The organism is bacterium (assembly GCA_035505375.1).
Classification (GTDB): domain Bacteria; phylum Hydrothermota; class Tepidihabitantia; order Tepidihabitantales; family Tepidihabitantaceae; genus UBA2258.
The window spans coordinates 1-24,993 of the sequence record DATJQV010000028.1 but is presented as its reverse complement, the minus strand read 5'-3'; the positions used below and the strand labels follow the sequence as shown (position 1 = coordinate 24,993).

Here is a 24,993-nt window from a genome sequence, read left to right as displayed (position 1 = left end):
CTGACTCCTTCACGCCGCCACCGCCTCGTTTATCTGCTTCAGCAGTTCATCCAGCCTTTGGTTGAAGTCTCTGTTTGCCCTGCCCCAGCCGCCCGGGTCGGAAAGGACCGGAACTAGTTCGAAGTCACCCGGCGATATGGAGAGGTTCTCGATGAGGTGTGACTTGATGCGGTCGAGCCACTTCGCCTGCTCAGCCGTGAACTCGCGGCCCGCAGTGACCTTGGCGAGCGCCTTCTTTGCTCGTTCCTCAGCCGTGAGCAACGGTTCCTGTTCTCGCGCAGCATGCTTGACCATCGAGATGATCTCTACCAGCGCCTTGTGGTAATGAACCTGGTGCGCCAGACGCAGATTCTCTTCGGTGAAGTGTTCAGGGGCGGAGGCGAGCTTCCGTCGCAGTTCGGATAGTGCGGCGACGCACCAATTCCGTGGCCGTTCCAGCAATATCGAGATGGCGTCGACCTGGTCCTTGTTCTCCGCGACGAACCGGGCGAATGCCGTGAGGTAATCCTCCGGCTTCCACCGACTGCCGGCCGGGTCGCGGATGTACTCGGACGATGTCACGGTGTCTTCCGTGTCATAGGCTATGACGAATATCGGCTTCTTGGGGTAGCTGGTGAGCAGCTTCTGGAAGTTCGCGTCGCGCAGGAGGAGCATAGTGTCGGTGAAATCGCTGCGCAGGGCGACCTCGAGTCCAGCGGCGAACTTGCTGAGGCTGCCTCCTGGGATGTGCAGTTCCACCTGCTGGCGGATGTCGCCGGGCAGTTCCTTCTCGATGCGCTGCAGCCGTTTGGCCAGCAACCTGGTGTTGTACTCCCGGTCCACGTTCTGCCAGATTTCATCGACGATGCGCGAGAGCGCTTTGTATTCACGGCGCAGTGGTTCGGCGGTTATGCCCGTCGCCTTCTCGAAGTACTTGAGCAGCGAACCGTCGAAGCAGTCGAAGACCGTGAAATGGGACTTGTCCGGGTATCGCTCGCTCTTGCGTGTGCCGCGGCCGAGCATCTGCTCAAAGAGGATGCGCGACTGCACCGGCCTGAGGAACACGATGTACTCCAAGTCCGGTATGTCAACGCCGGTCGAGAGTAGGTCCACAGTCACAACCACGCCCGGCTTCTGACGGTTGCGGAACTCACGGATGCGCTGCAGTGGCCGGTCAACGCGGCCGGTAATTTTCTGCACGAAGGAGTCGCCCTGGCCGAAGGTGTCGCGGGCGATTTCGACGAGTTGGTCGGCGTGCGACACGTGTGGCAGGTCGTTGACCGCGAAGATGAGCATCTTTGGGAAACGGCCGTAGCGCTCGATGTGCTTGTCCGCGTGCTTCTTCAACTCGGCGAGTATCTTGCGGTTGGAGTCGGGCGACGTTACGTGGCGCTCGACCTCGGTTGCGGCGAACGTACGCTCGTCCTCCAACAGGTCCATCTGCTCCGCACCGGATACGCGGTCAACGACCCCGACCGTCTCTCCTTCCTTGAGGAAGACGCCTTGGAGCCGGACGTCGGACTTCACGAAGACCGGGTCGTAATCAACGAGATAACCTTCCCGGACGGCGCGGGCGTACTCGTAGCGGTACACAATGTCTTTGAAGTAGGCCATAGTGTGAGCTGCCGGCGTGGCGGTGAGGCCGAGCTTGATGGCGTCGAAGTGGTCGAGCGTGTTGCGCCAGACGGACAGGTCTTGCGCTGTGTACCCGCGGTGGCACTCGTCGGCCACGATGAGGTCGAAGGCATGGGACGGAATGTCGATGCGGTCAGCGTCGTCGTCGATGGCCTCCTCTTCGTCGGAGTGGAACACTGAGCCGCGGCCGAACAGGTTGATGGTCATCCGCTGGATGGTGCAGACGTAGACAAAGGTGTGACCGGGCTTGGGGTTAGTCAGGTATTCGGAGGGCAGAACCTTGGGGTCGAACTTCTCATCGGGGTCAAAGTCGTCGCGCTGAAACCGCTGGCTGTAGACCTCGTAAATCTTATCGAACTTCAGGCCCGGCTCGGGCTCAAACGTGGCAAAGGCTCGCACCGCCTGCGCTGCCAAAGCACGGCGGTCGACGAGGAACAGGATACGCCGCGCCACACCCGAGTGCATGAGGCGATAGACCTGATTCACCAGCGTGTAGGTCTTGCCCGTGCCAGTCGCCATCGCGAGCATCATCACCCGTTTGTACTTCGAGATGTTCTTCTCGACCTCGGTGTTGGCCTCGACCTGGTAGGTCCTCAGGCGGGACGCGTTGTTGGGCAGCACGGCGAGGTCTTCGCACGATTTCTCAAAATCCCGTTCCAGCTTCTCGGCCAGGGCACCAGGCGTGTGGAACTGCGCGACTCTGTAGGAACGGCTCTCTGGGTGGCGAATGTCGTGATACCAGATGACCTCGCCGTTGGTCGAGTAAAGGAACGGCACGCGGAGGCCACGAAAGTTGAATGGGCTGGACTTCGTACCCCTTGAGTAGCGCTCAGCCTGGGTCAGCACGTTCTGTGGGCCAAGCGTGAGCTTCTTGGCTTCCACGATGCCGAGTATGCGGCCGGCAACGCAGAGCGCGTAGTCGGCCGGACCGTTGTCGGTCGGGTACTCGGCGATCGCACACTCGTCGCAGTTCGCCAGGTCGAGGCCGTCGCGGAACCGAATGACTTTCCATCCTGCGGCTGCAAGCTTCGGGTCGATGCGCTCGCGTCTGGTTGAGGCTTCGCTCAATCCCAAGAGGTTGCACCTCTGACAATCACGCTGGAGGTTATACCAGCATGAGCCGCGTGTGTCAAGTGGAATCCGATAGGGGCCAAGGAGTCCAGGATTCCAGGATTCCAGGGGTCGAGAGCAGGGCAGATTCTGGATTCAAGCTTCCAGATTGTCGATCGCGGACCGGGCAGGGCCGCGGACGGGCAATGAGACCAATTCGTATCACTCGTCGGGGGCGGGTTCTTGGGGCTATCTGCTTGCGGCTTCGAGCCTTAGGCTTGTCGCTCTCGAATCGACCCCCCCGCCCGGGGGATTGCCCCGCAGATAGTAGACAGGATTCAGTAGGCAGTAGATAGGGATGTTACCTTCACCGCAATTCCCGGATGAGCCTCCACCGGAATTCGCCGGGTTGGTCTACCGGTTGTTCTCCGATTTGCGCTCAGGGTTAGTCTACCCGTTGCTCCACCGGTTCCTCTCCGGGTTGGTCGGACCGTTGCGGCCCGGGTAAGTCCGCGGGTTCCTGTCCGGGTTGCTCCCGAGTAAGCTCCGACCGTTGCTCTCCGGTTTGCTCGGAGGTTTGCCTCCCGAATTGCTCTCCTCGTTCCCCTGCACGTGCGTCGCCGCGTTCCATCGTCCGCGCCGTGCCGTTACTTCGGCCGGAAGCATGGGTAGTCAGGAGCTCCCGCGTACTTCCTCAGTGGGCGGTCGGTTGACGCGGGCCGATACGACCCTATAATCTGGCACGACCTGGAGGTGCATGTGATGCGTACACTGGCTGCTCTGTTCGTTCTGGTCGGCGCGCTCGCGGCTCAGCCCGTCGTCGAGAAGGCCGTGCCGTTCGACTCGTCCGGTCACGTTTATTCAATCGACCGGCAGCTACGCAGCCGACTCGGGCTGTTCCCGGACGCCGGGGATATTGTGCTTGCCCGGATGTGGCTGTCGCCGGCCGGGCACGTTCTCGAGTTCACGCGACCCGACAGTTCCCGGGAGAGGATAGTGCTTACCGATGCGGAGTTCGGCCAACTCCTGAGCGACGTGAGGGAGAAGCTGCCGACGGAGTTCGGCCTTGACCAGTCCGGCCGCGGCCTGTTCCTTCTGAGCCAGATCCCTCTGGCCGGAGCCTGGTATACCGTCGCTACGGTATATCTTCTGAATCTTCAGGACGGCCGGGCAATCGGGACGGTCGCGACCCTGACGGCCGCCACGGCCTATTTCCTGCCGATGATAATCACCAGCCACACGAGTGTGACCCAGGCTCAGGCCGCGATGAGCATAGATTATGGCTACTACGGTGTGTTCAACGGCTACGCGCTGGCAAGCCTGCTCGGTCTGCGCAACCTGTTTGAAAGTAGCGCCTACGCGGATCAGCGTACGATGCAGGCGGCGTCCGGCCTGATGCTTGTGACCAGCATCGGCGGCCAGATACTCGGTTCCCACCTTGGGCAGCGCCTGGAACTCGGGCAGGAACGTTTCGCGTCGGTCATGACCGACTGCGGGCTGCTTGACGGCCTTGATCTTGGCATCTGCGTCCAGTCCATTTCCGACAACAGCGCCGAGGGCGGCCATTTGCTGAACTCGGCCCTCACCATTGCCGGCACGGTCGGCGGCGCGTACCTCGGCCACACCTGGGGCAGACAGCAACACTGGACCGAGGGACAGGCAACCTGCTTCGGCACCGCCGGTATCTTCGGACCGGCCGTTCTCAACGGCGCATTCTGGACCGTGGCGCCGAGTAGCTGGGGAGAGCAACACGTTCTGCCGCTGCTGACCGGACTTGCCCTCGCGGGAAACGTGGGCGGCATCTACCTTGCGGACAGGCTGGTCGGGGAAACTCCAATCACCAACAGCGCCGGTCTGATGGCTCTGGGTACCACCATCGGCGGCGGCCTTCTCGGGGCCGGGCTCGGATGGGCGATCTGGGGCAACTTGAGCCACGAGCAAGACTTCCGTGGCCTGCTCGGACTGACCACGGTCGGCTTCGGCGCCGGGTATTGGTACGGGATCAAGTTCGCGAAGCAGATGAGTTCGAACGAGAGTTCCCATGCCGACAACCGGTTGAAGATTGACTTCGGACAGGCGTTGTGCGGCGCGCTGTCCTACGGCTCGAACCGCACCTTCGCCGCGCCGCGGCTGGTTTCCGTCGCGTTCTAGGACGTCGGGCGCCTGGCGCGCGGTGGCTTCTTCGCCACCGGGTGGAGTCCGGAAACGTAGTCGAGTGACTCGCGGAGCAGGGTTTCAAGCCGGCGCAGGTCGCCGGGCCGTTTCGGTGTATACATCACCCAGGCGGCCATCTGTTTTCCCCGCGGCGTGAACGGGGCAAACCCGGGCTTCTCCAAGGTCTGCGCCGCCACGCTCGGCGGCAGCTTGAAGCCTACGCCGGGCCCGTACAGACAGGCAAAGAGCTTCCCGCGTGTCCAGTAGCCGGGGAAGCCGAACATCTTGCCGGGCCTGGCGCCGGGCAGCCTGAGCAGCATTTCGTCCATGACCTGCTTCTGTCCTTCGTCGAACTCCACCTTCATGTCACCTTCCTGTCTGGTTGGGACTATATTTCGGACGCCGACCGGGCTTCGTGCACCATCCGCCATCATCAAACAGAAGCAGGGCTGAGGTTTGCGGGCAGCCCTGCCACATAGCCGTTGCCGTCGGTGCCGGCCCGCTCGACCAAGCCCACCGTCCTGCCGGGCTAAACGAGTTCATCTCTCGTCGGCCGCACGTCTGAGTAAGGCGATGTCGATCTTCCTCATCTTGAGCATCGCCGCCGTCGCGCGGGCCGCCCGTCCCGGGTCCGGGTCGCCAAGCAACTCCATCAGCGCATCGGGCACCACCTGCCACGAAACGCCGAACCGGTCCTTCAGCCAGCCGCACATGCTTTCCTCGCCGCCGTCGGCCAGCAGCCGCTCCCAGTAGTAGTCTACCTCGGCCTGGTCGGCGCAGCGCACGACGAGCGAGAAAGCCTCGTTCAGCTTGAACACGGGCCCGCCGTTCAGCAGAGTCAGTTCCTGCCCGTCCAGGAATACGGTCGCGGTCATCACGCTGCCGGTCTGGGCATGCGGGTTCTCGGCATAGCGGCTGATGTTCACGATGCGCGAGTTCTTGAAGATGGACACGTAGAACGCCGCTGCGTCCTCCGCGCCCTTCTCGAACCAGAGGAACGGCGTCAGCCGTTTCCTCTCTGCACACAAGTTGTCTTCATTCATGTTCGCTCCTGTCTCCCAGCACTCCGGTGCAGCAGTCCTTGTCCTGGTTTCGTCTGTCGGCCAGACGTACTGCCGCATCAGTGGTGTGTCACAAGGTTCGGCTCAGCGGCGCGACCAGAGCCCGACGCTCGTGCAGCCGCCTGGGTCCCTGAACAAGCCCCAGTAGCCCCAGTTGTTGTCGAGTTTGGTCCTGGGTTTCAGCACCTTGGCGCCGAGCCTTGCGGCCTTTGCGAGCGTGGCCGGGATGTTCTTCACCTCGACGAAGACCATCACGCCCTGGCCCGGCTTCTTCACCTTGTGAATCCCGCCGTCCAGCCCGCTCTTCGCCTGGAACGTCGCGTAGTCCTTGCCGTACTGCGCCATCTTCCAGCCGAACAGCTTCGCATAGAACGCGCATGACTTCGTGACGTTGGTAGATGGTATGTCCCAGTAGCACAGTCCATTCATCTTCGCTCCTTTTCTCACTGTCCTGCGGCTTCAGGCATGGCACCGCTCGACCAGACCCGCGGCGAATTCTTGTCCGACGCGCCCGCAGGTAGTCGTCCAGCCGGGTATTTGCGCCCCAATCGAACGAGGCACAGAGGGATTCTAGGATGAGCACGGGGGTATGTCAAATGGTCGGGTGCAGGGGCGCGCTCCGTCTGCGGCTCTGCTTTGGGCTGGCCTTGCATCGGCCGCGCCGCCTGCTCTGTAGACAAAGCCGACAAGCGCGCCGGGACTGGTCCGTCCCGCTATTTGGTCTTTCGCAGCTCCGCCACCAGCGCGTCGGCGTCGGCCTGGCTGAACCCCTGCTTCCCGCACTGGGCAGAGAACTTCTCCTCACCCATCTTCCGGTAGTACACGTTGAGGTTGCTCAGCAGGTCATCCCGGCCTACTTCGGTGCCGCCCCTGGGGACGAGCGACCAGCACAGCAGGTAGCTCTTCAGCGCCCCGGCGGAATCCGCCCGCTGCTCACAGACGCTGCCGATGCGGTACTGGTCATACTCGGCCTCGCGATAGTCGCCGCACTTGATGTCGGCGTCATAGGCATCGCGCAGGTACGCAAGCGAACTGTCCATCGCTCCCCGGCTGGCGAACAGCTCCCCGAGCAGGCCTTCATCGTAGGCTTTGCCGTGCAGCAGACCGGCTCCGGCGTTTACCTGCAGCGCCTGGCGTGCGTAGCGCAGCGCAAGGTCCCAATCTTCCCGTGCGGTATGGAGGTTGCCGAGCTCCGACAGCGCCGCGCCCAGGCCCTCCGAGTCGCCTATCTTGACCGCGGCGTCGCATGCAGAACTCAAGGATGAAAGACCGTCATCGTCTTCATCGAACTGGAGTTGGAAGTAAGCGATGATGCTGTGGAGCGCGGCGAGCTGCGAGCCTTTGGCCAGCGCGAGCGCCTGCTCAAGCTCGGCAATACCTCCGCTGCTGCCCGCGTCGAGCGATTCCGCCGCCGCGGCGAAGTGGGCTTTTATCACGGGGTTCGTGCTCTGCGGCACGTGGTCGAAGTAGACGACGTGCCCGCCGGGCAGGTACTCCACCGACCTCCAATCGGTCTTTCCCGTCCACTGTGTCTCGGACGCCGACAGGGCCGTGACCGCGACCAGCCCAGCACAGGCCAGCGCCAACAGCAAAGGACTAACGCGCCCGCGGACTCTTCGGTCAGCGTCCGTTCGCATTAGTCTTGACCAGCCAGATGTCACCGTTACCCGCGCCGTATGAGTAGGTGAAGCCGGCGAAGAAGTAGCCACCGTCCGAGGTCGGCCGAATCCAGGACGCGAAGTCGTCACTGGTTCCGCCAGGTAGCTGTCCCAAAGCTTGTAGCCCGCTGCATCGGTCTTTATCAGCCACGCATCAAAACCGCCTGCGCCATAGGAAGCGCTGTAGGCCGCGACGATATACCCGCCGTCGGACGTCGGCGCGACCGATTGGCCGTCGTCGTTCTTCGCTCCTCCGAACGTCCTGTCCCAGATCTTGTTGCCGTCGGCGTCGGTTTTGACCAGCCACACGTCATAACCGCCCGCGCCGTAGGATTCAGTCTCGCCGACAACGACGTAGCCGCCGTCGGCCGTCACCAGGATCTCGTTGGGAGCATCATACCCGGCCCCGCCGATGGTCTTGTCCCAGAGCTCGTTACCATTCGCATCGGTCTTTATCAGCCAGACGTCATAATTGCCCGCGCCGAAGGATTCGGTGGCGGCCGCGACGATGTAGCCGCCATCGGTCGTCGGCTGTGCCGCACAACCCTTGTCGATCTTCGTTCCCCCATAGGTCATATCCCAGAGCTTGTTGCCGGCCGAGTCAGTCTTTATCAACCAGACGTCCGTGACACCCGCACCATAGGAAAGAGTGTTCCCCACGATGATGTAACCGCCGTCGGCTGTCGGCAGAATCTCTCTGGCTATGTCCTGTGCCGGCCCGCCGAAGGTCTTGTCCCACAGCTTGTTTCCGCCCGAGTCGGTCTTTATCAGCCAGATGTCGCCGCCGCCCGCACCGTAGGAATCAGTGTAGCCCGCGACGATATAGCCGCCGTCGGATGTCAGCGCGACCGGCCCGCCCCACTCGGTGCCGGCCGCGCCGTAGGTCCTGGTCCAGAGTGTATCGCCGGCCGAGTCGGTCTTTATCAGCCATATGTCATAGCCACCCGCGCCGAAGGACTCAGTCGAAGCCGCAAGAATGTAGCCACCGTCTGATGTCGGAAGGGCCGATTCGCAATCTTCGTGGCCCGTCCCGCCGAACGTACGACTCCAGACGGCAGCCACCAGCACTTGGTGCGCCGACGACCAGTTCGACATCCTGTCACCGGCATCCCTTGCCTGAGCCGTCACCTCAAAGGCGCCTGACTTGTTCCATACGTGCGATGCCTCGCCCGACTGTCCGCTCGGCACCTTGGCAGTCCAGGAAGAAGTGTCGCCGTCGCCCCACGCAAACCGATAGCAGACGCTGTCGCCCTCAGGGTCGATCGTCATGGTGGTGAAAGTGCATGACGAATCCTCGGTGCCGAACGACGGCCCAACTGGCGCGGCCGGCGCCACTGGCGGGTGGTGCTGACCGCAGTTGAGGACTAGGGCAAGCCCCAGAACCACGATCCCAACTGCAAAGACACGCCTGCATCCACGATCTCTACTGCTGTTCATCGCTTCTCTCCTTGTGTCTAAAACCCCGACTTCCTCTGTCCTCATGCCGGATACACCGGCTCCTCATCCTGTCTATCCATACCGCTCAACCAGGCTTACCATCCGTCCCACCGCAGCGCGGACCGAGAGCTGCGAGCCCTGAGCCGTCGGCTGTCGTCGTCTCAGCCAACCCGGCCGTCTCGTGATGCCGCACCAGGAGTGTCAAGTGGGCTCCCCGTCAGAATCTTTCACCGCGTCCACGGAGCTTTCATGATGATGAACGACATTGCTTTGTGCATTATGCCTCTCCTTTGGATGTCGATCGCCGAGCGGCTCCGCGCTGCCACCACCGGGCCACGAGATACAACCAGAGGATTACGCCCGGCTGCGCCAACAACGGTACGGTTATCGCCAGGCGTGTGAGTTCGGGCAACGTGCTTGGCGGCCCGTCGGATGGTATCAAGCTCCGGAGGAAGACAGTACCGAACCAAGCCACGGGAAGGAGCATGAGCGTGAAGGCGAACCACAGACAGCTCCAGACCGCGCCCCGCGAGCGGAGCCGTTCAGACACCGCGTGGCACCAGCGGCCCGCCACGGCGATCACCGCGAACGTCAGGCCCAAGCCAAACACCCATGCCCAGGATTGCAGCACGACCTTGGTGGAGACTGAGCCGGGACCGCTCCCAAGCAGGACGGCGCCGGTGATGCCGATGGCCATGGGAACCAAGTACCCAATCGGCAGCAGCACCGCCAACAACAAAGGCCCAAAGACCAGCAACGCAAACCGCTTCGACTCCGGCAGCGGCGCCATGTTTCGCGGTCTCCAGATGTGGCGCCACCAGAACACCGGCATCACAAACACGTGCCCGGCGACCAGGGTCACTGACCAGATCAGTTTCCGGTCCAGCGGCAAAGGCGTCTTCGTGAAGAGATAAACAAGATAGAACACGAGTAGTCCCAGCAACATGAGCGGCGTCAGCACGAGCAGGGCGAAGAACACCACGAACGTTGGCGGCGGCGTAGCGCTGTCTTTGGGGATCAGTCCGAAGACTCCGGCCAACAGCACCAGCGCGCCGAACGCAAATGGCCACGCTGTCAACGCCCCCAGTACAATCGCTTGGCGCTTCACCGGCCGAAGTCTCCGTCCTGCGAGGCCGCGGCACGGGTTCGATTTCCGAGAACCAAGACGGCCACACCGAGAACGGTCACCAAGACAGCGGTGACGAACGAAAGTACTACCACCCCTCGGGATCCCAGGACCAGCAATCCCAGCCGATGCCAACCCGCACCGAGCGTTTGGGAATGCGCCACGCCACGCCGGCCATGACCAACGCGAGGACGAACGACGCCAAGGCGGCAATCCCCGGATGAGCCGTCAGACCGGAATCGCCCATCGTTCCTCTGGCTACCCTTTCATGAAGTCATATCCATTGAGCACTTTGTGCCAAACCGCCACAAACGAGCCGGTGAGCACGATGTGCAGCGAGGCCAACGCCCACCACCGGGGGCGCCTGGGAAACAGGCTGAGCACGAGGAACAAGATCATGACCGGGTACATCGAAAGGAGCAGCAGGTTCACCAGGTCAGTCCCTGAGTGGTGCAAGACAAGGTTCGTCAGCCCGCCCACCAAACCCAATGGCCATCCCACCATTCCCATGCTCTGCCAGAGGAGTACCTCGCCCATCTCGCGCAGCGAGTAGCCGCGGAAGGGTGGAATGGCGAGAGGTAGTATTGTCCAGGAAAGCATGAAGTTGACCGGGATGGATATTCCTGCGGCAATCTTCCGCGGGCGATTGGAGACACCGTTAGCCATAGGCGTAGGACAACAGGATCACGGCAACGCCTTTGTCCTTGTCCCAAAAGAGGAGCATGTAATCGAAGGCTGTGCCGTTGGAGAGACGCAGATTCTCAGACCTGCCGTTCGATCGGAAGACCTTGACGCCATCCTGAGGGAGAAGTAAGGGATGGTTGAATTGCCGGACTCTGGCGTCGAGCCAACTGTGACGGTCGGAATCGTCTTCTGCTGTCCCGCCTTCCTGCAGTCCGAATCGGCTAACGATGGCGGCGATGTCTGCGGACGTGGCCGTGATTTCCACCATCCCGGTTCGCGTTCGGTCCCCCATGGTCACCTTGATGGTCCTGGGCTTGACGCTGCAGCCGGCAAGCAGTAACCGAACGTCGCGGGCCAGTCCTGCCCGGTTCATGCCACACCCCGTCAGTACTAGAACGGACCCCCAAACGAAAAGCTGGCGCGGACTCACAGATTCACTTCCTTCTTGTGCTTGCCAACATCCAGACCGCAAGCTGCAAGCCGTTGGCTGTCATCATCGTCTCGACCGAAACCGCTATCGGCTTACGGCTCACGGCTAACGGCTCCGAACGATGTACCATGCAACGATGAACGAGACTCGCCGCGCCCTGACATCGCTCAGAAACAGGGACGTGTTCCGATTGTTCCTTCATGGCGCGTGGAAGTAGGTCGCTATCGCGTGTCCAAGATATCGGCTGAGCGCGATTACGACAACGGCAATCAGCACGTGGACGACCATCTCTCTGACCGGGTTATCCCGATTGTTGCGGCTGATGAGGTAGCTGATGAAGATAATCAGCAGCAGTCCCCAGACGAGCCCCACGATAATGGCATGAGCCATGGGAAGTGCCAGGACAATCGCAATGAAGGTGCAGGAAATCAGCAGCCGCGAGAGGAAGTTTAATACGGTCGAGAGCAGGGACAACCGCTGGCTGTAGCCTTCGCTCTCCTTGTACAGGTGGATTCCGAGGGAGTCGGACACATTGTCGGCAACCGCGATGGTCAACAGCCCGGCGAGAAGCGGCGCCTTGCCGGCCCGGGCTGAACCCAGCCCGACGATGAGGCTGACGTCGGTGATAATCGCGGCCGAGCTGCCAAAGATGTAGTTTCTGAGAGTCTTGAATTCCGACCAGCCCCGGCGTAGCGCAGCGCTGCCGTCCGTCTGGCTCTCGGTCGTCTTGGCCTGGACGCCTGTCACTGGCGTTGACATCTTCATGAGTTACCGGCGCTTTGAGTCCCAGTCCATGATTGAGTCAGGCATCCGGCAAGTCTAAGTTGAACGGCTGCCCAATGTCAAGCGCGAATCCGAGATGCGACTGACGCCATACTCCTCCTTACCTGAACAGGAGTCGTCCCACCTGGTTGATGCCCACCGCAACGACCCAGCCTAGCACCAGGCTGTAGCCCACCGCGAGCGCGGCCCATCGCCAGTTCGTCTCGCGTCGAATCGCGGCGATTGTCGCCACGCAGGGCGTGTAGATGAGCGACATCGCCATGAAGGCATAGGCTGACACCGGGTTGAAAAGCAGGCTGAGGGAAGAACTCAGCGTCCGGCCGGCGGTCGTCGAGAGAGTTCCCAGCGTCCCGACCACAAGCTCTTTGGCGACAATCCCGGTCAATAGCGACACGGCTACCTGCCAGTGCCCGAACCCGGCCGGAGCAAAGACCGGCGATAGCAGGGTCCCAAGCCGACCAATCAGAGTTGCCTGTGAAGCGTACGCAGCACCCCAGGGCAGGCGCGCGAGTATCCAAAGCACGACTACGGCTCCGGCAATCACCGTCCCGGCCTTCTTGACGAAGAGCCAGGACCGGAACATGACGTGCCGCAGCAGATGCTTGAGCACGGGCAGGTGATACGGCGGCAGTTCGATAATCAGGGGCGCCGCCTCTTCCCGAAAGAGAAACGTGCGCAGCAGCCGCGCCATCACAACCGCGAGGACAATCCCGAGCAGGTAGAGCGAGAATACGACGAGCCACTGGTTCCGAGGGAAGAACGCGGCCGCCAAGAGCGTGTAGATGGGTAGCCGAGCCGAGCATGACATAAGCGGGGTAATCAGGATTGTGAGAATCCGGTCCTTGCGCGATTCCAGCGTGCGCGTCGCCAGGATGGCCGGCACGCAGCACCCGAACCCCATCATCATCGGGATGAACGACTTGCCGTGGAGTCCGAGCGCGTGCATGAACCGGTCCATCACGAATGCGGCGCGGGACATGTAGCCCGAGTCCTCAAGCAACGCCAGCACCAGAAACAGGATGACGATGTTGGGCAGAAAGACCAGCACCGACCCGACGCCGTGAATCAGGCCGTCCGCCAGCAGCGAACCAATCCAGCCCGGTGCATGGGCGGCGGTCAATCCGTCAATGGTCGCCTTCCCCAGTGCCGTGAACCCTGTGTCAATCAGCCGCGCCAGCGGCGACCCGATGCGGAAGACGAGTTGAAACATTACGCCCATCAGCAGCAGGAAGACCGGTATGCCGAGCCAGCGATTCGTGAGTAATCGGTCAATCCGGTCGGAACCGGTGGGCTGCGTCGACTCATCGGCCCTGCGTGTCGTGCACTCGCCTACCAACCCCTTGAGGAACCCGAATCGGCGTTCGGCGATTACCGTCTCGATGTCCCGGCCCCAGTGCCGCTCCAGCCGCTTGACCGTGGTTTGAACCACCTCGCGCATCTGCCGCTCGACTTCCGGGCTGACGTGATGCAGTTCGCCCTGCTCGCCCTCCAGCAGGCGCAACACCAGCCAGCGCGGCCGGAGCCCGGCCCGTTCCGCGTCCGGTGCAACCAGCGCCGCGAGCCGCTCAAGCTCCGGTTCCAGGTCGTCGCCATAATCGAGCTTGAAGCTCGGCGCGGGCTGGCGCACGAAGTCATGGATTCGGCGCTTCAGTTCATCCAGACCGGCGCCCTCGCTCGCCGTCGTCGCGACAACCCGAACGCCGAGCACCTTCTCCAGCACTTTGGCGTCAATCGTGATGCCCCGGGCTTGAGCGATGTCGCTCATGTTCAAGTCGAGGACTACTCGGGCGCCGAGTTCGAGCAGTTGAATCACGAGGTAGAGATTGCGTTCGAGGTTGGCCGCGTCGACAATCGCCACGACCCCGTCCGGGGTTTCGTCAATCAGGTAATTGTGCGCAACCTGCTCATCGAGTGAATAGGCCGACAGGCTGTAGGTTCCCGGCAGGTCAACGACCGTCACCTCGTGGTGCTGATACTCAAACCGTCCCTCTTTCTTCTCGACCGTCACCCCGGGCCAGTTGCCCACGGTCTGGTGCGCGCCGGTCAGCGCGTTGAAGATCGTTGTCTTACCGGAATTGGGGTTGCCCGCCAGGGCGATCCGAATCGTCCGGCCGGGACCGTGTGACGAGGAACGATGATTTCCGGATGACGACTCGGGATTCGTCATTCCGGTGGTCCCTAGCCTGCCGTTCGAGCGTCCGGATCCATTCGGCTCACGACAATCCGTTTGCTCATGCCCTGGCCCAGCGCCATTCGGCAGTCATTCTGCGCGATTATCACCGGCCCGCCGCGCCCGCCGGAAAGAACCCTGACTTCCGAGCCGGGCATGATGCCCATGCCCAGCAACCGCCCGCGTAAGCTCCGCCCCGCCTTGATTTCCACGACCCGCACGTTATCGCCGGAGCCGGCATCGGCGAGAGTCATGACTTGGCTCGTTTGCCGCAAGCACTCGTCCGCCTGCCGCCGGCAAGCCGGGGAAAATCGTGGAGGCCGGCCTTGCCGGCAGCCCCCTCGCGTTCAAGCAACGTGACCAGCTTCAGCAGCCGCTTCACCGTGTCCGGCGACAGCACGTGCTCAATCCGGCAGGCGTCGATCTCGGCGGTGGCCTCACTCACACCCAGAAAGCCGTTCAGAAAACGGAAGATGGCCTTGTGCCGGGCCAGCACTGCCCGCGCTTCGGCACGCCCGGCCTCGGTCAGTTCCACCAGGCCGTAGCGCTCATGCTTGACGAGACCCTTGGCCGCGAGCCCCTTCAGCATCGCCACCACCGACGGCAGCCGCACGCCCAGGCGCCGGGCGACGTCGCTGATGCGGACCACGCTCCGGTCCTCGCTTGCCAGCAGCAGCGCCTCCAGGTAATCCTGGGCGCTCTCCGTCAAAGCTAATGTGTTAGGCATAACTAATAATGTTAGGCGTGGCTAATATTACCGCGAACGGCGTCGCTGTCAACAGTGAATTCGCGCCGGCGGTCAAGATCGCAAGACCAGACCAATGGTCCCTCGGCGGACGGCTCCGGATTGAGGGAGGACGTCCCGTCCGGTCCGAGGACGACTACGCCGTCACAGGAAGCACCGCCCGCTACGGGGCGGGCGGTGCTTGCGCTATATGTGCCGCGGTTGTCAGGAGGTGGCGCGGACGCGCTGCTCCTGCGTCATCCCGGCCAGCCGTTCTACCTCTGCCGTGTCGAGTTTGAGCCCGCCCGCGACCCGCGTCCCGTACTCTTTGTCCGCCTTGTAGAACAGGGCGGTCTGGCGCAACTGAAGTCGCTTCTGCGCGTTGCCGAGATGGGCCACGATGTTGCCGATAAGGTGCTCGCGCGCCGTGTCGTCCATTGCCTTGCGATAGAGGTCGCCGGCCTGGACAGAGTCGTCCTCGGTCTTGGGGTACGGCCTGCGGCCGATTGTGCCGGCGAAGTCAAACTCCGGCTCCGCCGCTTTCGGGTCAGGCGCCGGCCCGCCGAAAGTGTTCGGGTAGTAGTTCGGACCGCCGCCGCCATTGGCGTCGGTGCGCATCGCCCCGTCGCGCTGGTAGTTGTCCGTCGCTCCTGCCTTGGCGGCGTTTATGGGCAGCAGGTGGTAGTTCGGCCCGAGACGATAACGGTGGGCGTCGTGGTAGAAGACCGCTCTCGCCTGCAACATCTTGTCGGGAGCGAGCGCGAAACCGGGTACGAGGTTGCCCGGGCAGAACGCGGACTGCTCGACCTCGGCGAAGTAGTTCTCCGGGTTGCGATTGAGTACCATCCGTCCGATGGGAATGACCGGGTAGTCGCCGTGTGGCAGCACTTTGGTGACATCGAACGGGTCGAACCGATAGCTTGCCGCGTCCTTCGGTGGCATAACCTGAATCTGCACCGTCCATGCCGGGAACTCCCCGCGCTTGATTGACTCGAACAGATCGCGGGTGGCGTGGTCCGGGTCTCTGGCAACCATCGCCCCGGCCTCCTCGCGGGAGAAATTCTGGATTCCCTGCTCGGTCTTGAAGTGCAGCTTCACCCACCAGTAGTCGCCCTTCTCGGTGTACCACTTAAATGCGTGCCCGCCGTACCCGTTCATGTGGCGGTACGTCTTGGGCGTACCCCGGTCCGAGAAGAGAATCGTCACCTGGTGCACCGACTCGGGCGTGAGCGACAGGAAATCCCAGAACGCGTCCGGGTCCTTGGCATTCGTGGCCGGGTTACGCTTCTGGGTGTGGATGAAGTCCGGGAACTTGATCGGGTCGCGGATGAAGAAGACCGGCGTATTGTTACCGGTCATGTCGAAGTTACCTTCTTCGGTGTAGAACTTCACCGCGAATCCGCGCGGGTCGCGTTCGGCGTCGGCCGAGCCCTTTTCCCCGCCCACGGTCGAGAATCGTGCGAAGACGTCGGTCCGCTTCCCGACCTTGGACAGGAACTTCGCGCAGGTGTACTTCGTTACGTCGTGCGTCACCTCGAAGTAACCGTGGGCGCCCGCGCCCTTGGCGTGGACGACGCGTTCCGGTATCCGCTCGCGATTGAAATGGGCCAGTTTCTCGACCATGTAGACATCGGATAAGAGGGTGTGGCCGGGGCTCCCGACGGTCAGGCCGTTCTGGTCGTCGCCCGCCGGCTTGCCGAAGTTCGAAGTCAGACGCTTCGCATCAGACACAGCTTGCTCCTTTCTCACCTATTCCAATTCATAATGACTATGACTTAGGGATCGAGGGATTATAGCCGGTCACCCGATGCTGTCAATTTGAAAGGACGGGGATCAGCGCCGGCACTTCGGACAAAGCCCGCACAGTTCGAGCCGGGCGTTCTGGACGGCCCAGCCGCGGTACTGCCGTGTCCGCCTCCCGCTGGAGATATTCAGCCGGTTCACAAGCGGGTTGGTCATCGGCAGGTCGAGTATCCGACCGCACCGGGAACAGACCAAGTGAGCGTGGGGCGCCGTGTTGGCGTCGTACCGTACCAGCCCCTCGGAGTCGGCGAAGCTAGCAAGCAGCCCGGCTTCGGACAGACGCGCGAGGTTCTGGTAGAGCGTGGCGATGCTGACGACGTGGCCACGGCGACGCAGGGCGCCCCGTAACTCCTCAGCGCTCAAGTGATCGTTGCTGTGCCGCAACCGAGCCAGGATGAGCCGGCTGGCTCGCGTCGGTCGCAGGCCGCGGCTGCGCAGGAGACCGATGATGGTTGGGTCGGATAGTCTCATTCCAGCTACTATAGCCGCAAATCTGCCACTCTTCCAGCCCCGCACCGGAAAGCCGAGGGCGGCTCAAAGCCGCCCTCCTGGTTGTTGCTGACTAGCCCCATTCCAGCACGATGTCGTTGGGTCATTCACGGACACTTCTCAACTCCTGGTCCGAATCGTGTCAATGGAGTTGTCCACGTCCCGGCCGAGCGCGGCGAAGAAGGGATTGAGGAACTCGGCGCGGAGTCGTTCTTCTTTGTAGTCAGTGGACAGGAAGACCTTGCGGTTCTGGTCGAAGTGGTCAACCATACGTTTCACCGAGTCGGGCGCGGATCCCATTGTGCCTGAGAACATGTCGTCTGGGTGAAAAGTCAAGCCGACGCGCGGATGACCGGCGGGGAAAAGTTTACTCTTTGGATACAAGCTCACGGAGCCAGGAATCCGCCTAACTTGTTGAACAATCAAGCGCTAGGTCGCCTTCCCGAAAGTCCCCTCCCTCGCCCGGGGGATTGCCCCAGCGATAGGTTAGGGGATAGGTTGAGGCATAGCCCGGAGGGTTGTCTCCACCGCAACTCCCGGATGAACCTCCACCGCAACTCGCCGGGTTGGTCTACGGGTTCCTCTCCGGTTTGCTCTCAGGGTTAGTCTACGGGTTACTCCACCGGTTGCTCTGCGGGTTGGCCGGAGCGTTGCGGCCCGGCTAGCTCCGCCGGTTGCCGTCCGCGTTGGTCCCGAGGTAGCTCTGACCGTTGCTCTCCGGTTTGCCCGGAGAATTGCCTCCCGAATTGCTCCGCCCGTAGAGTGGTTCGTCAACAGCAATCCGCGGCAGGCATGCGCCTGCCTCAAACGACCGGGGACGATCAAGCCTGACGCAGACTCTCCAAGTCGAGGAAGGACGCAAGACACCCTTCGTCATTCGGGCCGCGTCGCAACGAACACTTCGTGCATCGGGCCGGATGTCGCCGGCTCGGCGCGTTCGCGAGTCGTCGCCGTGAAGCCCTGCGCCTGGAGCAGCCCCAGCCACTTGGCGCGCGGGAAGAGCCCGGTCACGTGCCGGTCGTACTCCATCCTGATCCCATCCTTGTCTTGCAGGATGTAGGCGAAGTCTGTTGTCACCAGCGTGTCACCCGGGGCAGGTTCATGGACCCACTCAAGGTAGCGCAGGCTGCGCAGCATGCGGTCGTGCCCGCCGTGATACGTGCCTGCCTTGAACGTCTCCGCCACGTCGTTGGGACAGAACAGCGCCGCGCCGCCCGGCTGCAGGTGAATCCAGGCCGTTTCCATCGCCCGGGTCAGGTCTGTTTCGGACAGCATGTAGGCTACGGCACTATGGACAAACACGGCGTCGAACCGGCGGCCCAGCCTGACTTCGCGCATGTCACCATGGACGTGTTCGCACTCGGGATTGAGCGACCGGCTTACTCGGAGCATTGCCGGCGACAGGTCCACCAGCGTCAGTTCGCAGCGTGCCTTGAGGTGGGACGCGTTGTTGCCGCCGCCCGAGCCGAGTTCCAGCACGGTCCGTACCGGAATCCGGCTTGCCTCGGTGATGCAGCGCCAACAGAACTCCGCCTCAGCCGCATAGTCGTCAGGATTGGAGAGCAGCGGCCACCATGCGGCAAGGTCGTCGTAGAGCCGGGGCAGAGCACGCACGAGCATCACCGGCTGATGATGACCTTCCGCATCTTCCCTGACCCCCGACCCCTGATCCCTGACCGCTTTCCTGCAAAGTACACGCCGGGCGCGGGACGGTTCACTACTTCACCGTATAGCATCCACGACCTGAAATCCGGTTCCGGTTAGCGGCATTGCCGGCCGTGGCTGCGCACCGGTGATTGGCGCCGGCGAGACGTACATACGGCAACGGCGAATTGGCGGGTCATTCCCGACCTACTTGTGGCCGGACCAGCGGACGTTGCCGCTGTCGTTGTTCGCGAAGCTGTTATTCGTGCGCAACGCTGCCGTGTCCGGAACCTGGTTTCCGAAGAGCACGATGCCGCAACGGCACCCGTGGTCGATTTCGCAGTTACTGATTGTCGGCCGGGTCGACATGACCTTGATATTACCGGAAAGCCCGGAGGTGGAATCGCCACCGTAGGACACCAGACATTTGACGAGCCGCGTGCCGGACAGCGTGTCGCCCGGCAGTCCGGTGCCGACCGTTATCCCGTAGAACTTGCCCCAGGCCGGCGGGGAACCGTTCGTGGTGAAAACGATCTGGCCCGCGGTTCCGTCGGCAACGATATCACCTTTGTAGGCGCTGAGGCTGCCGCCACTGAACTTCAGCGAGCATCCGGGCGCAATCGTGAGCACGGGGTGATGGGTCGAATCGTTAACGCTAATCGCGCTGGAGATGACGTAGGGCACGCTGGGCGCCGGCCAGGTTACGTTTGTCTTCACGCTCCCGGGCAACAACTCAATTCCGCTGGCCCCATTGCCCGACAGGTCGTTATCCGGGCTAATCGTTGGGACCACATCGGGTGAAACCGCGATGGGGTATGAGCCGTTGGCCGTAATCGTATTGTTGCTGAAAGAGCTGAACGCCGCGCTTGAGCAATATATGCCTACGTATCGAGAATGCCGGATGGTGCAGTTATCAAACGAAGCGGCCTGGTTACCGGTCACGATGATATCACCCTCGCCCGAGTAGTAGCCGCCGTACTCGAAGGTGCAGTAGCTGAAGTGCGTGTTCGAGGACGTCCCGGCATCAAGGTAGATAGCCGTCCAATCGCCCGGTTGCGGCGACGAGCCGGCTGACGTGAACAGGATAGGCGAATTCTGGAGGCCCACGGCGTTGATCCCGCCCTGCAAAGGAGGGTACGTGCCGGCCCGGATGCCGTACTGGCCCGTAAACTTGACCGTGCAGCCCGGCATGATGGTCACTAGGGCGTTGTTGGTGATGAAGACGTCGCCGTCGATGAAGTGCGGGTTGTTGTCCGGCGACCAGGTTTCGTCGGCGGATATCGTTCCGTAGTGATGCTTCGGGGCACCGTGTGCGCCGGCCTTGACGTATACCGTGACACCAGCGACCGCCTTGTCGCCGTGCTGGTTGTACGCCTTGGCCTTCAGCGAATGTCCCCCGGCCGTCGCCTGCGAGTCATTCCACGTCCAGCGGTACGTGTCGCCCGCGCTCGCGGTGACCGTGCCGCCCAGTACGTCGTCAATGTAGAACTCAACCTTGTCCATCCCGACGCCGACCGAGTCCCGGGCCCGGACCGCGACCGGGACAAGGCCGCGCGAAACCGAGTCGCCGTCCTGCGGCGACAGCATCTTGACCCAGGGCCCGCCGGTATCGACCTTCACGTGGATCCTTGCAACGTCCCCGGTGACGCCGTTCGGATGCGCCACGTCCGCAAACACACTGAGCTCGTGGGCGGTGCCCGGGCTAACGTGCGACGCGTCCCAGGAGAAACGCCAGGTGTCGTTTGCGCCCACCGTGTCGTAAGCCGTGACGACGTTATCGACCTCAAACGTGACGCTGAGGATTTTCCCATCGCTGGTGGCATGGACCTTGATTGGGATGACGCCGGGCGTCACTTTCTGGCCGTCAACGGGCGTCACAAAGTGCATGTCGACCTTCTGCGCGAGCCAGCACGCCGCCGGCAGCAGCATCGCCAACCCTAGTGCCAATACTAAGTACCGTGCACGAATCATCTTCTCAACTCCTTCTTTCCATTACCTCGTCGACACGACCTTGATGATGCTTGACGCCTCACGCTGTTCGCCTGACGCCTGACGCATGAAGTAGACGCCGGGCGCGAGGCGGCTGACGTCGTTCGCACCCGCCCGCAACTCCATCACCTTGCACCCACTGATGTCGAGTAGCTCCGCCCTGTCTGCTGTATTCTGTCTACTGCCTACTCCGCCCAGCGCCAGCACGCCGCGGACGATAGTCGGCCTGCCGCTTGTCGTTCCGCGTGCATCATTCCTCGTTTCTTCAATCCCCGCCGCCGGGTTCATCCTGCCCCAGATACGGCTGGTGTTGTAAGTCCGGTTGCCGACGGTCCCAGCCCATCCCTGGTATACCAGAAACAACTGGCTTCCGGTGCCGCGTGCAAGCGCCGGGCCCAACTGGTCGCCTGCCTGCTTGACGACCGGCCCGCTGTCCTCTACCACGCCGGCCGGCGTCACCCGCGCACAGTAGATGTCGAAGTTCGAGCCGCTCCGGTAGTCTCCCCACGCCACGAAGGAGTTCGTACCATCAAACGCGACGTCGGGATACTGCTGTTCGCCGGCGGCGCAGACCAGAATGCCGGTCGGGTCGAGCACGGTACCTTGCGGTGTTACCCGCGCCGCGTAGATGTCGCCCTGCCAGTCGCTGCGGTCGTCGGTCCAGCTCAGAAGGAAGTTCGTGCCGTCGAATGCAACGGCCGGGTACAACTGGTCGTTCGTGTCCGCTGCGACCGCGATGCCGGATGCGTCAAGCACGGTGCCTTGCGGTGTAACCCGCGCCGCGTAGATGTCGTAGGATGAGCCGCCGCGATTGTCCATCCAGGTCACGAGGTAGTTCGCTCCGTCAAAGGCCACGGCCGGATACGACTGGTCGTTCGCGGCGGCAGAGACCGCGATGCCGGATGGGTCGAGCACGGTCCCCTGCGGCGTCACTCGCGCCGCGTAGATGTCGCCGTACGCAGTACCGCTGCGATAGTCGCTCCAGGTCACCCAGAAGTTCGTGCCGTCGAACGCAACGCATTCGGCGTTCTGATACCCCGCGGCAGTCGAGACCGCGATACCGGACGGGTCGAGCACCGTGCCCGCAGGTGTCACCCGCGCCGCATAGACGTCGGCGTAGTTGGTGCTGCGAGTGTCGTACCAGGCCACGAGGTATTCTGTGCCGTCAAACGCAACGAACGGGGATTCCTGCGAGTTGGCAGCGGCTGAGATCACAATGCCGGACGGGTCAAGCACGGTGCCTTGCGGAGTCACGCGCGCCGCGTAGATGTCTCCGTACGGGTCGCTGCGCGGGTCACTCCAGGTCACGAGCGAATTCACGCCGTCAAAGGCGACCGTGGGAGATGACTGTGCTCCGGCAGCGGTCGAGACCGCGAAGCCGGTCGGGTCGAGCACCGTGCCCTGCGGCGTCACCCGCGCCGCGTAGATGTCACTGGATGAATCGCTGCGCCAGTCATTGGACCAGACAACGAGAAAGTCCGTTCCGTCAAACGCGACCGCGGGATACTCCTGGTCGTATTGAGCGGTCGAGACAGGGATGCTTGACGGATCGAGCACGGTGCCTTGCGGTGTAACCCGCGCCGCGAAGACGTCGTATCCGGAGTCGCGGTTATCCACCCAGACCGCGAGGAAGTTCGTGCCATCAAAGGCGACGGCGGGAGACTGCTGCTCGCTCCCGGCGGTCGAGAGCACGATGGCGGACGGGTCGAGCAGCGCGCCCGCAGGCGTCACTCGCGTCGCGTAGATGCCGCTCGACGAATCGCTGACCCAGTCTGTCCAGACCACGAGGAAGTTCACGCCGTCGAACGCAACGGCCGGGTCTTGCTGGTAGCCCGGCGCAGCGACATATTGTATGGTCGTGTCAATCAGGAACTCGCCGGCATCAGGGATCAATGTCGCGGCGCCGGTGTGTCGCGGTCGCGCGCGCCTGACAACGTCTTTCGGGTCGAAACCCGGTTGCCGGGCTTGGACTAACGACGCCAGCAGGCAGAACGCAGAAGTCAGAATGCAGAATCTCACGAGACCTCCCTATTGAGTAATCACGACCTTGCGGACCGTGGACCGCTCACCGCCAACCGCTAAGCGCTCCCGGACGAAATACACGCCCGGAGCCAGGGCGCGCACATCATTCGCGCCGGTCTTGAGTTCCAGCACCTTTCTGCCGGTGACGTCGAGCAGACCCGCCCTGTATGCTGTCTTCTGTCTGCTGTCTACTGCGCCTAGCACCAGCACTCCACGGACGATGGTAGCTGCGGGCCGCGGGTTGCGGATCGCAGCCCAGCGTTGTTCCGTAATACCGAGAGCCGAGTCGCCGATGACTGATACGTCCGAACTCCACATGTTCGCTGAGTAGACGCGGTGCTGCTGTGGGTTGAGCACGAGACAGGTCGGCCCGGCGCCGACTCTGACGCTGTCGGCAATATGGTTCGACACGCCGTCGATTGTCACAACGATGTTGTCGTTGCGTCGCGTGAAGTACATCCAGTCGTTGTGCGCGGAATAGACAAAGGCATTGGGGTAGCCGCCAACCGTGAGTGATGCGACGACGGAATCGCGGGCCGCGTCAATCACGGTAACGTTGCTCTGGCAGGCCGCATATACCTTGTGGTCGGTCGGGTTGAAGCCCAACGCCACCGGATAGCCGGCGACCGCGACCGTGGCGACCACCGAATCACGGCCGCAGTCGATCACCGACACCGTCGCGTCGTAGTTGTTGGCGACGTAGAGCCGGTTGGCCGCGCTGTCAAAGGCCAGCGCCTGGGGATTCGTGCCGACGGGAATCGTCTTGACTACCGAATCGCCGGCCCCGGAGATGACCATCACGCCGTTGCCGTCAACCATGAGGCAGTAGACCTCGTTGTTGGTCGGGTTATGCAGCATGCCCGACACCATGCCCCCCGGCAGAGTCTTGATGAGTGTGTCACCGGAACCACTGTATATCCTGATTGTGTTCTGGGTGACGCAATAGGCCTTGTTGCTGACCGGGTTGCAGACCATGGCCAAAGCGGCCTCACCGCCCAGCGAGAGCGAAGCAATGACCGAATCCGCCGCCGCATCAATGATGCTGAGCCTGGCCGAGTCCGAGCCTGCGGCGTAGACCTTGTTGCTGACCGGGTTGCAGGCGAGGGCCGCCTGCCAGCCCGGGACCGGGATGGCCCGCGCAACTCTGTCCGTCGTGCCGCTGATTGCGGCCACCCACCTGCTGCCCGAGCAGTAGACCTTGCTGCCGTTGGGGTCGTAGAGAAGCAGGTCATCCCACATCCCCGTCGTGACCGAGGCGACTACCGAATTCGCGGCCCCGTCAATGACTGTTACATCATCGCTGTACTCGTCGGCGGTATAGACCTTGTTGCCGACCGGGTTGGCGAGCAACGCGGCCGGTCTGGCTCCGGTCCTGACCACAGCCAGCACGGAGTCGCCGGCACAGTCAATGGCCATGGCGGAGCCGCTGTCGGTACAGCTTCCCCAGAGGCGGTTGTTGGCGGAGTTGTAGGACAGCCTGTTCACCCAGCCCGGCGTCGCAATTCGTGCGACGACCGAATTGGTCGCCCCCGCGAGCGCGTAAACGGTGTCCGTGCTATAGGACGTCAAGTAAAGCCGGTTGTTGTTGGCGACATACGCCATCGCCGCTACCGAATACTCGGAATACAAAGAGTCAGTAACCGAGTCGGCTGCGGCGTTGATGACATAAAGATAGTTGCCGGCCGGGCAATAGACCTTGTTGTTGGTCGCGTTGTAGACCAGGTCCGCCGGCGTGGTGCCAACGGGGATGGTTGCGACAACCGTGTTGGTTGCGCAGTTAACCACCTTGACCGCATTATCCCAGCCCGCGGCCACGTAGAGCTTGCTGCCCGTTGCGTTGACCGCGAACGCCCGGGGCTGCTGGCCGACGGTGATCGTCGTGACCACCGAATCGGTCGCACCGTCGATCACTGTCACACTCTGTGCGTCTTCGTTCGCACAGTAGACAACGTTGTGAGCCGGGTTGTAGGCGAGCACCGTGGGGTTGTTGCCGACCGGGACTGTCGCAAGGCGTTGGTTGGTCGCACCATCAATGACGGTAACCGTGGCGTCCGAGTTGTTGACGGCATAGACCTTGTTGTTCGTGGGGTTGTAACAGAATCCCACCACGATACTCCCGCCCGGGATCTTGGCGACCTTCCGGTTGGTGGCTCCG

At 62.5% G+C, this 24,993-nt stretch carries 21 protein-coding genes; 1 reads left to right on the top strand and 20 read right to left on the bottom strand.

Annotated elements, in window-relative coordinates; translation table 11 throughout:
* Nucleotides 1-9: 9 nt before the first annotated feature.
* Nucleotides 10-2,688 carry a type I restriction-modification enzyme R subunit C-terminal domain-containing protein gene (locus VMH22_04535; protein HTW90955.1) on the bottom strand — a complete coding sequence of 893 codons (2,679 nt, stop codon included), beginning with the start codon at nt 2,686-2,688 and terminating at the stop codon, nt 10-12.
* Nucleotides 2,689-3,426: 738 nt separating this feature from the next.
* On the opposite strand from VMH22_04535, the gene VMH22_04530 reads away from it, so the two are divergent.
* Nucleotides 3,427-4,815 carry a hypothetical protein gene (locus VMH22_04530; protein ID HTW90954.1) on the top strand — a complete coding sequence of 463 codons (1,389 nt, stop codon included), beginning with the start codon at nt 3,427-3,429 and terminating at the stop codon, nt 4,813-4,815.
* On the opposite strand, the gene VMH22_04525 is transcribed toward VMH22_04530, so the two are convergent.
* The 19 genes from VMH22_04525 to VMH22_04435 all read right to left on the bottom strand — a co-directional run.
* Nucleotides 4,812-5,183, bottom strand: a complete 372-nt coding sequence (locus VMH22_04525; protein HTW90953.1) for a hypothetical protein — start codon at nt 5,181-5,183, stop codon at nt 4,812-4,814. The genes VMH22_04530 and VMH22_04525 overlap by 4 nt on opposite strands.
* A gap of 174 nt (nt 5,184-5,357) precedes the next feature.
* Nucleotides 5,358-5,861, bottom strand: coding sequence for a VOC family protein (locus VMH22_04520; GenBank protein ID HTW90952.1), 504 nt, complete (start codon nt 5,859-5,861; stop codon nt 5,358-5,360).
* Between the two features lie 102 nt (nt 5,862-5,963).
* Nucleotides 5,964-6,308 carry a VOC family protein gene (locus tag VMH22_04515; protein ID HTW90951.1) on the bottom strand — a complete coding sequence of 115 codons (345 nt, stop codon included), beginning with the start codon at nt 6,306-6,308 and terminating at the stop codon, nt 5,964-5,966.
* 284 nt (nt 6,309-6,592) lie between these two features.
* The gene (locus VMH22_04510) at nt 6,593-8,974 is read right to left on the bottom strand and encodes a hypothetical protein (protein HTW90950.1); all 2,382 of its coding nucleotides are present in this window, start codon (nt 8,972-8,974) and stop codon (nt 6,593-6,595) included.
* A 277-nt stretch (nt 8,975-9,251) separates the two neighbouring features.
* The gene (locus VMH22_04505; protein HTW90949.1) at nt 9,252-10,082 is read right to left on the bottom strand and encodes a hypothetical protein; all 831 of its coding nucleotides are present in this window, start codon (nt 10,080-10,082) and stop codon (nt 9,252-9,254) included.
* A gap of 106 nt (nt 10,083-10,188) precedes the next feature.
* Nucleotides 10,189-10,347 (bottom strand): hypothetical protein, encoded by a 159-nt coding sequence (locus VMH22_04500; protein HTW90948.1) that lies wholly within the window; start codon nt 10,345-10,347, stop codon nt 10,189-10,191.
* An 11-nt stretch (nt 10,348-10,358) separates the two neighbouring features.
* Nucleotides 10,359-10,766: a hypothetical protein gene (locus VMH22_04495; protein HTW90947.1), complete on the bottom strand. Its 408-nt coding sequence runs from the start codon at nt 10,764-10,766 to the stop codon at nt 10,359-10,361.
* On the bottom strand, nt 10,759-11,157 hold the full coding sequence (locus VMH22_04490; protein HTW90946.1) for a hypothetical protein: 399 nt from the start codon (nt 11,155-11,157) through the stop codon (nt 10,759-10,761). The genes VMH22_04495 and VMH22_04490 overlap by 8 nt, the downstream gene beginning before the upstream one ends.
* Nucleotides 11,158-11,412: 255 nt before the next feature.
* Complete coding sequence (locus VMH22_04485; protein ID HTW90945.1) at nt 11,413-11,973, bottom strand: hypothetical protein; 561 nt, start codon at nt 11,971-11,973, stop codon at nt 11,413-11,415.
* A 124-nt stretch (nt 11,974-12,097) separates the two neighbouring features.
* Entirely contained in the window at nt 12,098-14,164 is a 2,067-nt protein-coding gene (gene feoB / locus VMH22_04480; GenBank protein HTW90944.1) for a ferrous iron transport protein B, read from the bottom strand.
* A gap of 11 nt (nt 14,165-14,175) precedes the next feature.
* The gene (locus VMH22_04475) at nt 14,176-14,421 is read right to left on the bottom strand and encodes a FeoA family protein (GenBank protein HTW90943.1); all 246 of its coding nucleotides are present in this window, start codon (nt 14,419-14,421) and stop codon (nt 14,176-14,178) included.
* A complete protein-coding gene (locus tag VMH22_04470; GenBank protein HTW90942.1) occupies nt 14,418-14,894 on the bottom strand; it encodes a metal-dependent transcriptional regulator in 477 nt (158 codons plus the stop codon). The genes VMH22_04475 and VMH22_04470 overlap by 4 nt, the downstream gene beginning before the upstream one ends.
* Before the next feature lie 222 nt (nt 14,895-15,116).
* Nucleotides 15,117-16,622: a catalase gene (locus VMH22_04465; GenBank protein ID HTW90941.1), complete on the bottom strand. Its 1,506-nt coding sequence runs from the start codon at nt 16,620-16,622 to the stop codon at nt 15,117-15,119.
* A 102-nt stretch (nt 16,623-16,724) separates the two neighbouring features.
* The gene (locus tag VMH22_04460) at nt 16,725-17,165 is read right to left on the bottom strand and encodes a Fur family transcriptional regulator (GenBank protein HTW90940.1); all 441 of its coding nucleotides are present in this window, start codon (nt 17,163-17,165) and stop codon (nt 16,725-16,727) included.
* 138 nt (nt 17,166-17,303) lie between these two features.
* On the bottom strand, nt 17,304-17,483 hold the full coding sequence (locus VMH22_04455) for a hypothetical protein (protein ID HTW90939.1): 180 nt from the start codon (nt 17,481-17,483) through the stop codon (nt 17,304-17,306).
* A 573-nt stretch (nt 17,484-18,056) separates the two neighbouring features.
* Nucleotides 18,057-18,803: a class I SAM-dependent methyltransferase gene (locus tag VMH22_04450; GenBank protein HTW90938.1), complete on the bottom strand. Its 747-nt coding sequence runs from the start codon at nt 18,801-18,803 to the stop codon at nt 18,057-18,059.
* A gap of 231 nt (nt 18,804-19,034) precedes the next feature.
* Nucleotides 19,035-20,798 carry an Ig-like domain-containing protein gene (locus VMH22_04445; protein ID HTW90937.1) on the bottom strand — a complete coding sequence of 588 codons (1,764 nt, stop codon included), beginning with the start codon at nt 20,796-20,798 and terminating at the stop codon, nt 19,035-19,037.
* A gap of 21 nt (nt 20,799-20,819) precedes the next feature.
* Entirely contained in the window at nt 20,820-22,835 is a 2,016-nt protein-coding gene (locus VMH22_04440) for a hypothetical protein (protein HTW90936.1), read from the bottom strand.
* A 9-nt stretch (nt 22,836-22,844) separates the two neighbouring features.
* Nucleotides 22,845-24,993, bottom strand: a 2,149-nt coding sequence (locus VMH22_04435; GenBank protein HTW90935.1) for a hypothetical protein, incomplete at its 5' end; no start/stop codon positions are given.

Coding starts and splice junctions, on each gene's coding strand:
- VMH22_04530 (HTW90954.1), top strand. CDS start 3,427: ATGCGTACACTGGCTGCTCTGTTCGTTCTGGTCGGCGCGCTCGCGGCT.
- VMH22_04525 (HTW90953.1), bottom strand. CDS start 5,183: ATGAAGGTGGAGTTCGACGAAGGACAGAAGCAGGTCATGGACGAAATG.
- VMH22_04520 (HTW90952.1), bottom strand. CDS start 5,861: ATGAATGAAGACAACTTGTGTGCAGAGAGGAAACGGCTGACGCCGTTC.
- VMH22_04515 (HTW90951.1), bottom strand. CDS start 6,308: ATGAATGGACTGTGCTACTGGGACATACCATCTACCAACGTCACGAAG.
- VMH22_04510 (HTW90950.1), bottom strand. CDS start 8,974: ATGAACAGCAGTAGAGATCGTGGATGCAGGCGTGTCTTTGCAGTTGGG.
- VMH22_04500 (HTW90948.1), bottom strand. CDS start 10,347: ATGGGCGATTCCGGTCTGACGGCTCATCCGGGGATTGCCGCCTTGGCG.
- VMH22_04495 (HTW90947.1), bottom strand. CDS start 10,766: ATGGCTAACGGTGTCTCCAATCGCCCGCGGAAGATTGCCGCAGGAATA.
- VMH22_04490 (HTW90946.1), bottom strand. CDS start 11,157: ATGAACCGGGCAGGACTGGCCCGCGACGTTCGGTTACTGCTTGCCGGC.
- VMH22_04485 (HTW90945.1), bottom strand. CDS start 11,973: ATGTCAACGCCAGTGACAGGCGTCCAGGCCAAGACGACCGAGAGCCAG.
- feoB (HTW90944.1), bottom strand. CDS start 14,164: ATGACGAATCCCGAGTCGTCATCCGGAAATCATCGTTCCTCGTCACAC.
- VMH22_04475 (HTW90943.1), bottom strand. CDS start 14,421: ATGACTCTCGCCGATGCCGGCTCCGGCGATAACGTGCGGGTCGTGGAA.
- VMH22_04470 (HTW90942.1), bottom strand. CDS start 14,894: ATGCCTAACACATTAGCTTTGACGGAGAGCGCCCAGGATTACCTGGAG.
- VMH22_04460 (HTW90940.1), bottom strand. CDS start 17,165: ATGAGACTATCCGACCCAACCATCATCGGTCTCCTGCGCAGCCGCGGC.
- VMH22_04455 (HTW90939.1), bottom strand. CDS start 17,483: ATGGGATCCGCGCCCGACTCGGTGAAACGTATGGTTGACCACTTCGAC.
- VMH22_04450 (HTW90938.1), bottom strand. CDS start 18,803: ATGCTCGTGCGTGCTCTGCCCCGGCTCTACGACGACCTTGCCGCATGG.
- VMH22_04445 (HTW90937.1), bottom strand. CDS start 20,798: ATGATTCGTGCACGGTACTTAGTATTGGCACTAGGGTTGGCGATGCTG.